This window comes from Zooshikella sp. RANM57 (assembly GCF_050749885.1).
Lineage (GTDB): Bacteria > Pseudomonadota > Gammaproteobacteria > Pseudomonadales > Zooshikellaceae > Zooshikella.
Map to the genome: position 1 here is coordinate 1 of NZ_JBOIUB010000009.1, position 12,664 is coordinate 12,664.

A 12,664-nucleotide genomic window follows, 5' to 3' on the forward strand; every position below is an offset into this window, starting at 1 on the left:
CAGCAATAAACTGCTATGATAAACTCTTCTACTGACATCCCCTGTCCCTTTGAATTTGTTTCGGCAAAACAAAGGTTGGGGTCAGGGGTTGTCATTTCAAACTAATAAAAGTCGAGCATCGCGTTAACTTTCGACCTCAAGAGATAAATGAAGCTGTTCTTTTCTTAGAAGATGCTCAAGAACTAATCGCCCACAATGGTTTCTGGTTTGATTACTTAGCAATTAAAAAGCTTTACCCCAAGTGGAAGCCTAAAGGTCTACTCAGAGATTCCCTTGCAGAAAGCCGCCTTATTTACTCCAACCTAAAACTGATGAGTCTGTCTTAGGTCGCTTAGATAATCCTCATGCAAAAGCTATGTGTGAGTATTTAACAATTAATAAACGAATAGGACAGTTGGCCGAAGGAGATAACGCATGGCTCCGTTTAGAAAAAGATGGCTTTATCCATGGACGCGTGAATCCAAATGGAGCTGCCACCGGGCGAGCCACACATGCTGACCCCAACGTTGCACAAGTACCAAGTACAAGAGCCGCATATGGACCTGAATGCCGCTCTCTGTTTACAGTTCCTGAAAACTGGTTCTTGTTGGGGAGTGATGCTGATGGTTTAGAACTTCGTTGCCTAGCTCATTACATGGCACGTTATGATAAAGGACGCTACATTAATGAAATTTTATCTGGGGATATACACTGGGCGAATGTCCAAGCATTGGGTCTTGTACCTCAGGGTACGCTAAGAGATAAACATAATCCTGAGCATAATTATTTCCGTGATGAAATAGCGAAGAAATTCATCTACGCTTTCCTTTATGGAGCAGGTGACCAAAAAATTGGGGAAATAATTAAACCCAAAGCCTCTCCAAATCTCCACCGCAAGTATGGCTCTCAGTTTAAGAAGCGATTCCTACAAAACTTACCTGCACTTAAATACCTTTTAGATAACGTTAAAGCAACTGTGAGTAAGTATGGCTACCTAATCGGCCTAGATGGACGCCATATTTATTGTTCTTCTCAACATGCAGCACTTAACTATTTATTACAAGGAGCAGGTGCCTTGATATGTAAACGATGGCTTTTAGAAATTGAAGATTTGTGCAAGGTGAATGGGTTACTACATAGTTGGAATGGTGACTTTACCTTCTGTGCTTGGGTCCATGACGAAGTGCAAATTGCTTGTCGGAATAAGCAGGTTGCTGAAGAAATAGGGAAGTACTGTGAGCAAGCCATGGTGAAAGTTCAGGAGGTCTTTAAATTCAGATGCCCCCTGAAAGCAAGTTATGACATTGGTTTAACATGGGCTGATACACATTAATTACTAACTATATAAGAAACACCTAAAACAATAAAAAAGCCACATAACGTTAAATAAGATAATAAAATTAAGTAATAAAAAAAGTTGACTCTTCGTGTTTTGCAACGTGGTAATCTTGCCAAAGAGTAAAACGTACTCTTGCAACTCCAGTTACCCAAAAAATACATACCCTTATAAAAAAGAGTAATCCCCCTAAAACTAAAAGTATTGCTGTCAGAATCGACATTGTAAATCCTTAAATTACATCAAGCTATAAAAATAATAACCAACATGGAGATAACTTGCCAGATACTAATATCACTATTCTTTTTACTAATCCCCTGTACTTCCCTCTCGTTAGCTACTGATGAATTATACTGCCTCCAGCTTAACCTTTATCACGAAGCTCGTGGTGAAGGCATTGCGGGTATGATTGCAGTTGCTGAAGTAACGATGAATAGAGTGGAAAGTCCTCAGTGGCCTAATAAAGTGTGCCAAGTGGTCTATCAGAAAAAGCAATTTTCTTGGGCTCATGATGATATACCAGACCTTATGAAAGATAGGGAGTCTGCTAAATTATCCGCTCTTTTATCTCAAGTAGTACTAAATGGATTGAACCTAAATTTAACCAAGGGTGCAACTCATTATCACTCACATCTTATCCAACCATACTGGACCCACTCTTTAACCAGAACGGTACAAATTGGAAATCATATTTTCTATAAGTAAAAAATAACAGGAACACACATGATTGAATTTACTACAGATGGCGTAATTACATTAGGCGACCTTAAAAAGTTTATTGCTGAGGCAGACATTCCTGATGATGCCATTCTACATACAGACGATACAACAAAGCCATTTTGTGGCTCAGGATTACTCTATGTAGACAAAATTTATTACGACAGTACAGACGGGAGTTTAACATTTGAGTACTAACCGTGTGGGTCTACTCGACACGGACATACTTTGTTTTCAGGCTGCATCAGCAGCTCAAAAGTCAATTAACTGGGGAAATGATTGGTGGACCTTCCATGCAGACTTTAATGTAGTTAGAGAAATCTTTGAGGAAAAAGTTAGGTATATAAAAAAAGCATGTCAATTAGATAAAGTTATTATGTGCCTGACTGATAAGGACAATTTCCGTAAGACAATTTATCCGCAATATAAAGGAAACAGAAAGGATATTCCTAAGCCATGTTCCTACCCAGCCATTGTCGAATACGCTATAAATAATTATACATCTTTTAAAAGACCCTCATTAGAAGCTGATGATGTGATGGGTATTTTGGCAACTTGGTCTAAGTTTCATTCTAATTACAAAAAAATAATTGTATCTGAAGATAAAGACATGCAAACTATAGGGGACTCCTACTTATTTAATCCTGCAAAAGATTTAGAGCCACGATTTATTTCAAAATCGGAGGCTGACCGTTTCTTTATGAAGCAAGTCTTAACAGGTGATATTGCGGATGGTTATCCAGGCTGTCCAAATGTAGGTGACTCTCTCGCTGAAGAGCTACTCTCAGATAGACTTAAATTTGAACCTTATGAGCACACCTTTAAATCAGGTCCACGCAAAGGGACGTCTGAAATTAGGTGGCAAAAGGTTCCATCAAGTTCTATGTGGGAAACTGTCGTATCTTGCTATGAAAAAAATGGTTTATCTGAAGACATTGCAATTCAGCAGGCTTGTTGTGCTCGTATATTAAGAGCATGTGATTATGACTTTAAACTTAAAAGGGTAATTTTATGGAAATCTTCATGATATGTTTCGCGATAACGTTTGTATTTACTTTAGGTGTATTTAAAGTAATTGAGTTTGGCTTTGAGGAATTTAACGATTGAGCTTTAAAAAAGGCGATAAAGTAGGTGTTAAAGATGAATACCTGCAGCTTTGTAAAGAGCATGGTTGGCCTACTGAGGTTCATCCGAATCGTGTTTACACAGTTTTATCTAATCAGGAAGGACAGGTAAGCCTTGACGGTGTATCCCGTTTATTCCATTACAGTCACTTTGAAAAAGTAAGTGGAGGTAACTTGAGTAAGGATATAAGCTACTCGTTTAATGAGAGTACGTATGTGTCTGAAATAAGGAAATATATAGATAAGACCTATAGTCAACACTATGCTTCTAAAAAGGTTCAAACAGGTGAACTCATTTACTCAAAGCCTGAGTGTGGTCTGCACTTTTCAATAAGTAACATTATTAAATATGCAGACCGCTTTGGTGACAAAAAGGGTATGAATAGAAGTGACTTATATAAAATCTGTCATTACGCTATTCATGCCCTTTACTGTCTTGATGCCTTAGAAGGAGATAAAAATGGCAAAGAAGAAAAAGAAAGAGGAAATAATTACCGCTGTTAACTTTATGCAGTTAATCTCTGAGACTTTAGCAGCTCAATCAGAGATGGAATTAAAGCACTTCCTTAAAGATGGCTCAGTTGAACGCTTCGTTGTACATAAGGTAGATAATGAACATAAGTCTTCTACCGCATAAAGAGCTAATCACCCACCTAGACCAGTCCCTTACTTTCCCCTCTACATTGTCCCCTCCTTTTTAGTGAAAGAGAAGCTTGCTAAGATAATTAAAATGCGTATAAAATATAGCACTGGAGAATAAAAAACCAGTTTTGTTTATTAATGATTTTTTATTTAAACAGTAAGACATTATTTTTATAAATGTTAATTCCTCTACTTTATTTGATAATAGTAAGGATAAAATTACGTATATTTTTATAAAAGCTATAAGTCTTATGTTTGGTGGCGGCTTACTTTATCTTATATAGAATGAATTACTGAATTAACAACAATTTAATATGATGTAAGGTCTTGGTTGAAGAGAGCCTATGCTCCTCAGAGGTAAATCAGGTTATCACTCCAAGTTAACCCTCCCTGCCCCCCTAAGAAGCGTACATAACGATATGAAACAATAGGTAATACACACAGGTGCATATGTATTTTAAGACGACATATGCCACTAAGAAGCTTGCTAGAGGTATCCATGTTATCCAACTCACTAAAACTATTGGCATCATCTCCCTAAAGCCATCTCTTATCAAACCCATAAGAAATAACCAAATAGAGTTCGTCTTTTAAGTGTTGCAGGGAAGTGAAATGAGAGAATAGAATTTTCTGTGAACTTTTTTCGTGTTTGGTCTACTTAAATTTTTCCTTAGCCATTTATAAACAGGGCTTTGAGGTTATTTTAAAGTTTCCTGAGTTGTTCATAAGGTAGGTATGGCTTTAGTCCTCTAGTAGACGTACAAGAACGTGACCTGGAGTTACAGAATACCCTAAGTCGTTTCCTGATGTATCCAAAAGCTATTATTTTAAGTTAAACCTCTCAGCCGCTCTAAGAAGCGTACATAATGAGATGGAATAAAAAATAATACACGCAAGTGCATAGATTCTTTAAGACGACATATATCGTTGAAAAGAATGTAAGAGGTATCCATGTTATCCAACTAGTTAAAACTATTGGCAGTATCTCCCTAAAGCCAGCAATTAGTGTGACCATGAAAAATACCTAAGTGAATTACTCATTTTTAAGTATTGTAGATATTCAAAATGAGCAAATGGAACATTCTGTGAACTTTTTTCGTGCTTGGTCTCTTAATTTCCTCCCTAGCCCATGATGCACAAGGCTTTGAGATCACTTTAACACCTCCTTCTCTGTACAAAAAGTAGGCGCGGCTTTGTTTTTTCTAATATACATGCAGCCCAGTGATGACGTGGTCTAGAGTTACCCCCCCGTTTAGGGGAGACCAAAGGCTCCCCCCGAGTGTGTATAAACAGCACTCCACGACTCACAGGGTATACCTGAGCGCTATCTTGGCATGAGCAATGTGTGTGAATCTTACTTCCAATACAAGGACACGCTAGAAGCTCTTCAGAAGCAGCACACGAACGCAGAGTTAATGTGGGTCACGAGAAACTACAGAGCGTCCAGTAAGGGCGCTAAGATATACACTTACTTTGTGAAATATTTCACCTGAAACTTAAGTCCATACTGCCGTATATTAGGCACTATTAATATAGGCCAGACAGATGTGGTCCTTTGTTTTTATCTAGGTTAACGCGATGCTCGACTTTTATTAGTTTGAAATGACAACCCCTGACCCCAACCTTTGTTTTGCCGAAACAAATTCAAAGGGACAGGGGATGTCAGTAGAAGATTTTATCATAGCCGTTTTAAAGGAGAGGCAGACTACGGTTATTGTGCTTCAAAAAGTGAAACTTATTATGGGTTTAAAGGGCACTTACTCATTGATTTTCATGGTGCAATTGCAGGGTTTACATTAACACCCGCTAATGACAGTGAGCGAGAAGTCGTCTGGGAGTTAACGAAATTGATGAAGAGTGGTATTTTGCTAGGTGATAAAGGTTATTTAGGTGCAGATTTTAAGGCTGAATTACTTGAGCTAAAAGCAGTACAATTAGAAACACTGGTCAGAGAAAAAATGGTGGATCAACTCCCAGAGAAATGGAGGGGGCGTTAAACCGGGTCCGACGACGGGTTGAGACAACGATTGGTCAGCTTGTAAAAACGTTTAATATCCAACGAACAAAAGGTAGGACCTTATGGAGTCTGACGAATCGAATAAGTCGTAAATTGTTATCACACAGTTTATGTGTGTTACTCAATAGAAATGAAGGCAACGCTCCACTTCAGTTGGCTCAATTAATAGGCTAAAAAGTCGAGCATCGCGTAATTTTATGCTTATTCTTTAAGAAAAAATCATCACCAGTTATAGCTGTAAGAATCTCTGCTACAAGTGTTTGTTGTTCAGGTGTAGGCATACATCGTCCTTAAAGTGTAGATTCAACTGAAGCAATAATTTTATGCAGTTCTTCTCTTGTGAGGTTTTTTGCGTCTATAGCTAAAGCTGCATTTTCTAGCTTGTCATGAGTTATGTAGACTACAGAAAGTTTAGGAGAAATAGCTTCAAAGGCTTTCATAGGACCTTTTTCGTACATATAAAGCTTTGAGCTGTTAATAAGCATCATTTTGAATACAAATAATTCTGCTTTTTCTTTCTTTGTTATGTCCTTTAAAGTTTTGCTATCTGGCTTATTTTGGAAAGCAGTCTCAAAGAATTGCTTTATCTCCATTGAGTTTTGATTTTCTCTTATTTCAAATACCAGACCTTTTTTATCAAGTATGACAAATTGAGACTTTTCAGTTGATACCCATCGTTGAATATCATTTTTAGGTAAATTTATTCTGAACGGACCAATCTTATAAGAAAGGCTTTTTTCATATTTGGCTTTAGGCCACTCTATAGATTTGGCCACGAGGTTACATGTAGGGCGATCCTTACATAAGGTCTCAACGCTTGGTAGCTTCTCTTCTTTGACATCTACACTCTGTGCAGCTATTCCAGTTATAGACCAGCAAAGTAACAATGATAGAACTAGATGCTTTAACACTGATAGGTGCTCCATCCTTTGAATAACTTAGAGTGTTGAACCATAGCACAACAAGAGGGGGGGGGTACTTGAGCTACTTCTAATTATGTCGTCCAGTTATCGCTAGATTTGGGTAGGGCTAGAGCAGTACATAATTATCTTCGTCTGTTTCCAGCTTTCCATTTTGAAGTGGTAGATAATAGAAAATAATAACTGGTAAGTAGTAAGACAGTAAGCGTATGATTTAAATTTTGTGAGCTATTTATTAAGTGTAACTATATGATATTGCAGAGAATTATATCCAAATATGGAGGTAATTAGTTCTGTGGGTAGTATATAAATAAAGATTGAGAGAGACAGAAGTAACCGAAAATTATTCTGTTAAAGCATTGCTAGTGAAGGTTTATTTCTTTTTTGTTGGTTGATAAAACTTACCACGTTTAGCATTGGACCAATTAGTTATTGGTGGAATTTCACTAGTATCAATTTCGTTATCTGTCTTTGCCGCTAAAGCGTGTAGTTCCTCAATTTGCTGAGGTGTGAGAGGGTCAGAAGGGTCTATTTCGTGCTCTTCTAGGTTAGTCTCAGTAGTTTCTTTTTCTTTCATCGGTTCAGGCCCAAGAAGTGTTGTGACTAAAGAATTATAGTTGAGAAGAGCTGTATAAGATATAAGGTAGCTTGAAGTCATTAAGATGACACAGATAGAAGACAGTTGAAGACAAAAAGGTTTGACAAGAAGCATTCGAAACTGCTACATAAATAGCTTAGAAGTTGCTACAGAATTGAGATGAATTAAGGATACTTAGAGAGGAAAAAATCTAGGAAAATCAATAAGTTAGGCGATATGGTGCCGAAGGGGAGACTCGAACTCCCACGCCCAAAGGGCACTGCCACCTGAAGACAGCGTGTCTACCAAGGCCGCGTCACATAATGATTTCCAGATTAGTACCTACTTACAAAATACCCGCTTAATGAAACCCGTTCTTTTTCTTTGCACCTCAATTTGCACCTTTATTTTGCACCTCAAGTTTGCACCTAGGACCGAAGGTAGTCAATAAATTCGAAAGAGCGAAGGATTTGTTCTGCATTTTTCTTTTATTTAATTATTTCTATTTTGTTGATTTATAAATTGAGTAAGTACAAGCCAGCTTCTCACATGAAGAAAATGAAATAATTCACCTAAAAATAAAAATTAATAACTGTTAGCCTTAAGAAGCGCTTATTTTGTTGAGCGTTTTATGTTCAAGTAGTAGGCAGATAGAGCGAATAAAAGTAAGTGTAATTTTTAGCCATGAGGCGCTTTAAGCATGCTTCAGGGGATTCCTATGTCTGAAATATGCCGAATGCGGGAGTAACTGAGGGGATACTCGTTATGTAATAAGAATAAAACCTAACTTCAAAAATTAAGCACATCAACCAGAGGCTCTGACTTTCACAGCTTCTCGGCCTCCTATTATCTGAAATATCCCGAATATGGGAGTAAGTAGTAAGGTTAACCATGGATAAGTACAGTAACATCCAAAGGGTAAAAGGTACTGAAGAAGACCAAGCAAGACTTGAAGCAGGCATGGCTCAGGCAGGACGCGATAGATACATTAAGCGTACGCTGAAGGCCGTACAAGGAAGAGATGAGAGTAACACGGCATATGGCAACAGGTTAGTCTCAAAGATGACAGACAGCTTCTCAGACGCTATACGAACATGGCTTGAGAAATCACTCAGAGCTGCAGGAAGACACCACAAGGCAATTCCATATTTACAACAGTTAGAAGACAGGACGACTGCTTACATCTCGTTGAAGGTAATTATGAGTAGTATTTCCGCTCACACAAAGTTAACAAGCTTAGCGTTGAAAATAGGTGAAGCGCTTAGCCTTGAAGTTGAAATGTCGCGTCTATCTGAGGAAGAAAAGGTTTTATATAAAGGCATTCTCAGCAGAGCGAATAAGAGGAGTCAGTATTCAAGGAAGAAATATACAGCTAAATACATGGCTGAACAGAATGGGACACCAATACACTTATGGTGTAAGGATATTTTACTCCTAGTTGGCAAGGTCCTTTTAGAATTGTGCATAAGTGAGCTAGGTATAATTGAGGCAGACATACAAGTTAAAAATAAAACACAGGAATACATTATTAAGCCTACTAAGGAGTGCATAGAGTGGATAACTCAATGTAACGCCTATCATCTGGATATAGCTGCTATTTATGAGCCTATGGTGGTTCCTCCTTTTCCTTGGCAGTGTCCCTTTGTTGGCGGATATATAACTAATCAGGTAGCACCTATCACCTTGGTTAAAACTAAGAATAAACAATACTTAGAAAAGTTAGCTAATGTCGAAATGCCTGTGGTCTATGAAGCAGTAAATAAAATACAAGCTACACCATGGCGTATAAACGTGAAACTATTGGACCTCTTATTAAACCTTGCAAATACAGATAGTGAGCTTGGAGGCTTACCTAGAGCTTCAGAAATACCTGTTCCTGAGAAGCCAAAGGACATAGATACAAATGAGGAGGCCAAGGTTGCATGGAAAATGGAAGCCGCTGCAGTTTATCAAGAAAATATACGCTTAGTATCAAAAAGAGCTGGCCTTTTTTTAACTTTAAAATGTGCTGAGAAATACGCTAAATATGAAAAGATTTATTTCCCTTACCAGCTAGACTTTCGTGGTCGTGTTTATCCAGTGACAAATGGCTCCCTGTCCCCTCAAGGAGCTGACTATGTTAAAGCCTTACTTGAGTTTGCAGAAGGGGAGAAACTAAGCTCTCCTGAGGCCGTAGACTGGCTAGCAGTGCATGTAGCGAATGTCTGGGGGATAGACAAGGTTTCCTTCGAGGACCGCATAGCATGGACTAAGAAGCACTCAGACATGCTCTGTCGTATTGCTGAGAACCCTTATGATAACCGTGAGTGGACAGAGGCGGATAAACCTTTTCAAGCCATTGCTGCTGCTCTTGAATGGAAGGGATACATTGAGAACGGCTTAAACCACGTCTCACACATTGCTGTTGCCTTGGACGGCTCTTGTTCGGGTCTTCAGCATCTGGGTATGGCCTTGAGATGTGAGGAGACAGGAGCGGCTGTTAACTTAACCCCTGCAGATGTACCTCAGGATATATACCAGCGTGTCATCGACAAAATATATGTGAAGCTTGAAGCAATCGTTGGGAAAGACTGGAAGGAACACGACTACACAAAAATAATAAATATCATTGATGAAAAAATTGAAGGTATTTATAACAAGAGTAAGCGGAAATATAAGTTAAAAAAAACACTTTATGAATGGAGACAGTTAGTTAAGTCTGATAAGCGCAACTCAGATGGAACCCTTGCAAAGAGGTCTATTCCAGAGCAAGAAGCTCATGACCTTTACAATACCATGCTCTGTACTTACGCCTGGTTAAACTATGGGTATGACAGAGAGAGAGACTGTATGAGCCGTAAATTAGCTAAAAGTGCCGTAATGACATTTCCTTATGGGAGCAAGGAGTATGGCTTTAAGGACCAGTTGCTGGAGCGAGTAATTAAACCTGCGAAGATTGAGGCAATGAAGTTTAATGACATCAAAGACATAAGTGCGACCATTTGGTCCCGAATATGGGAGGATAACTCTATTGTCTTTAAGAGTGCATCCTTGCTTGCATCACTTCTGTATGAGGCTGTGTGTGAAACTGTAGTTAAAGCGGCTGAAGGCATGGAGTGGTTACAAAAGACTGCAAAAGTAGTGGCTAAAAAAGGTGAGCCTATTTCATGGAAAACCCCCATAGGCTTCTTAGTTGAGCAGAATTATTGGAAATTAAATTCTAAAACAATAAATACAAGCTTTTTAGGAAAAGGAAAAACCGAGTTTATTTTTAAGGTACAAGGTTCTTCTATTGATAAAATGAAACAAGCTTCATCAATTGCTCCTAACTTTGTGCACTCACTAGATGCTACTCATTTAATGATGGTTGTTTCAAGCTCAGCATATATAGATAACTGGGCCTTGGTCCACGACTCTTTTGGGACATTACCAAGTAGAACTCAGGAATTATACAACAATATAAGAGCATCATTTCATCAGCTTTATACTGAGCATGATGTTTTCCATTTATTACATGAGCAAGTTATGCAAAAGGTTCAAGAAAAAGACTTAAAGAAAGTACCATTTCCCCCGAAAAAAGGACAGTTAACAGCATCATCAATTCTGACATCGAAGTACTGTTTTGGTTAATTGATAGTCGAGAGTAGTGAAGCGCGGTAATTTTAGACCCACTTCGCTACAGACCACGTATCATATACTCTAGAGTTATACGGGACTTTTTATCAGTTCTAGTCAGAGAGGATAGGGAAGAAAGGGGTCCTATTATTAGATATACTGACAATAAATTTTTTAAAAACAATAGGTTATATAGTTTTTCTTTGCCTATTGAGTTCTTTTCCATAAGCGCGGCTTTGTTTTTTCTAATATACATGCAGCCCAGTGGTGACGTGGCCTAGAGTTACCCCGGCGTTTAGGGGAGACCAAAGGCCCCCCCGGGTGTGTATATAGGTTATTACTTTAAGTTAACTTTAGGTAAGCTCTTAGTTACCCAGTGGATAGACCCCTTCTTCCCTCTCTGCCTATCTGAGGGCTAACTTATGGCCTCCTTTAAGCTCACATGGACATGGTGTACTTAAACTGTATCCATAAGCTACCTCATGCTTACCTTGTCATATGCTACTGTAGGGATATAAAACATAAGAAGCAGAAGACACAACAAGTTAGAGCGAGCTTGTAGGTAGCAGGTAGGAGACTGTAGCTGAGCGAGTAGGGAAGCTTATCTATCGGTCAGCTATAAGATGACTCTATGGTACCAACTTGTCAGACTCAATTACCCCCAAGAGACCAATATCACCTGTCATGTCATCGTCATGGGTTTGTAACCTCATCTGAAGCCGCATAAGCCAATTTATACATCAGGAGGTGTGGTTTCATCCCTTTAGCTTAAATCACCTCTAGACAGCCTCTCAGGCTCATTTAAAGCATCTTAGTTTGGGGTCCATAAACGTCATGTGTTGTATAAGCTCGCCAGGAGCCGTATGAGCAACTTTCTGTGTAGGTGGTGTGATTCATCAGGTATTGTCTTTTTGTTGTCACAGAGGCTTCACAGGAGCTTGTAGGGTCTATTAGACGTAAAGGTTAACTTGGAGTAGACTTCGGGCCTTGTTCTTGTTTAGCGTTTCTTGGAGTCTTTCATCTGTGGTGCATTTACAAGATATTGTACGAATGAGACAAGCTTTGTCTGAATATAATTTAACCTTACTGCAGTTGGAAATACTTCTAGCCGTTGAAAGCAATGAAGGGGATACTTTATCTGATATAATAAGCAGAGGATTCCTCCCTACAAATAGTCCAATTGCAACAATCTCTTCTCCTCTACAGAGACTGGCTGAGGGTACATCACGAACAGGTGGTAGGGGGTTTGTAAAACGAGTTGTTAGCTCTCATAATGCTAATGCTAGTTTGCTATTTCTAACTGATGATGGGAAAAAAGTGTTAAAAGAGATTAAAAATAAAATTAACTATAAATAACTGTGAAAATGAAATAATTTTGTGTTAAAAATGTGAGTCGTATTTTAATAATCCAGCACGCGTTAAGTTCCCCCGTAGCCCACCCTATGATAAGGAAAAATAAAGGGATTAGTCACAGTTTGTAGTCACAGATAGAGCGCAATCCCTTATATTTACTGCCTTATCAATACACATGTAGTTTTATATTCTCAATTTATTGTTTAATAAGCTTAGATTGCACATCTTTTTGTTTATTTGTTTTTATACCTGTTTTTAGTGTTGACCAATTAAAAAATATTTGATAGCGTAAAAGATAAGTTGAACATGCAAACCTTTTTAAAAGATGATGCTTCCTATAACTCTTAGGGGCAAAGAGCAAGAGTTTAAAATAAACCCTAGGTATTATCTTTAGTGTAATTACTG

The 12,664-nt window shown here is 38.4% G+C and carries 9 protein-coding genes and 2 pseudogenes; 9 read left to right on the plus strand and 2 right to left on the minus strand.

Annotation, left to right across the window (positions count from 1 at the left end; genetic code table 11):
* Positions 1-313 precede the first annotated feature (313 nt).
* The 7 genes and pseudogenes from ACQ96U_RS17970 to ACQ96U_RS18000 form a co-directional block, all read left to right on the plus strand.
* Positions 314-1,312, plus strand: a pseudogene (locus tag ACQ96U_RS17970) (DNA polymerase); the annotation flags it as partial.
* A gap of 270 nt (positions 1,313-1,582) precedes the next feature.
* Positions 1,583-2,020, plus strand: a complete 438-nt coding sequence (locus ACQ96U_RS17975) for a cell wall hydrolase (protein WP_431722646.1) — start codon at positions 1,583-1,585, stop codon at positions 2,018-2,020.
* Positions 2,021-2,038: 18 nt separating this feature from the next.
* The gene (locus ACQ96U_RS17980) at positions 2,039-2,230 is read left to right on the plus strand and encodes a hypothetical protein (protein ID WP_027708292.1); all 192 of its coding nucleotides are present in this window, start codon (positions 2,039-2,041) and stop codon (positions 2,228-2,230) included.
* Positions 2,220-3,059, plus strand: coding sequence for a hypothetical protein (locus ACQ96U_RS17985; RefSeq protein ID WP_431722647.1), 840 nt, complete (start codon positions 2,220-2,222; stop codon positions 3,057-3,059). Before ACQ96U_RS17980 ends, ACQ96U_RS17985 begins: the two co-directional genes overlap by 11 nt.
* Before the next feature lie 76 nt (positions 3,060-3,135).
* Entirely contained in the window at positions 3,136-3,660 is a 525-nt protein-coding gene (locus ACQ96U_RS17990; protein WP_431722648.1) for a DUF3310 domain-containing protein, read from the plus strand.
* Complete coding sequence (locus ACQ96U_RS17995; RefSeq protein WP_431722649.1) at positions 3,617-3,793, plus strand: hypothetical protein; 177 nt, start codon at positions 3,617-3,619, stop codon at positions 3,791-3,793. Before ACQ96U_RS17990 ends, ACQ96U_RS17995 begins: the two co-directional genes overlap by 44 nt.
* A gap of 1,687 nt (positions 3,794-5,480) precedes the next feature.
* A pseudogene (locus ACQ96U_RS18000) lies at positions 5,481-5,989 on the plus strand (IS982 family transposase); the annotation flags it as partial.
* Positions 5,990-6,105: 116 nt separating this feature from the next.
* Here the strand turns inward: ACQ96U_RS18000 and ACQ96U_RS18005 are convergent.
* Together ACQ96U_RS18005 and ACQ96U_RS18010 are read right to left on the minus strand one after the other, a co-directional pair.
* Positions 6,106-6,726, minus strand: coding sequence for a hypothetical protein (locus tag ACQ96U_RS18005; RefSeq protein ID WP_431722650.1), 621 nt, complete (start codon positions 6,724-6,726; stop codon positions 6,106-6,108).
* Positions 6,727-7,108: 382 nt separating this feature from the next.
* Positions 7,109-7,447 (minus strand): hypothetical protein, encoded by a 339-nt coding sequence (locus ACQ96U_RS18010; RefSeq protein WP_431722651.1) that lies wholly within the window; start codon positions 7,445-7,447, stop codon positions 7,109-7,111.
* Positions 7,448-8,203: 756 nt separating this feature from the next.
* Between ACQ96U_RS18010 and ACQ96U_RS18015 the strand changes: the two genes are divergently transcribed.
* Positions 8,204-10,921, plus strand: a complete 2,718-nt coding sequence (locus tag ACQ96U_RS18015; RefSeq protein ID WP_431722652.1) for a DNA-directed RNA polymerase — start codon at positions 8,204-8,206, stop codon at positions 10,919-10,921.
* Positions 10,922-11,968: 1,047 nt separating this feature from the next.
* Entirely contained in the window at positions 11,969-12,262 is a 294-nt protein-coding gene (locus ACQ96U_RS18020; protein WP_431722653.1) for a hypothetical protein, read from the plus strand.
* The last annotated feature ends 402 nt before the right edge of the window (positions 12,263-12,664 follow it).

Bases quoted from the DNA above. Each gene is read 5' to 3' on its own strand.
- ACQ96U_RS18010 (WP_431722651.1), bottom strand. From the start codon at position 7,447: ATGCTTCTTGTCAAACCTTTTTGTCTTCAACTGTCTTCTATCTGTGTC.
- ACQ96U_RS17975 (WP_431722646.1), top strand. From the start codon at position 1,583: ATGGAGATAACTTGCCAGATACTAATATCACTATTCTTTTTACTAATC.
- ACQ96U_RS17995 (WP_431722649.1), top strand. From the start codon at position 3,617: ATGGCAAAGAAGAAAAAGAAAGAGGAAATAATTACCGCTGTTAACTTT.
- ACQ96U_RS17980 (WP_027708292.1), top strand. From the start codon at position 2,039: ATGATTGAATTTACTACAGATGGCGTAATTACATTAGGCGACCTTAAA.
- ACQ96U_RS18015 (WP_431722652.1), top strand. From the start codon at position 8,204: ATGGATAAGTACAGTAACATCCAAAGGGTAAAAGGTACTGAAGAAGAC.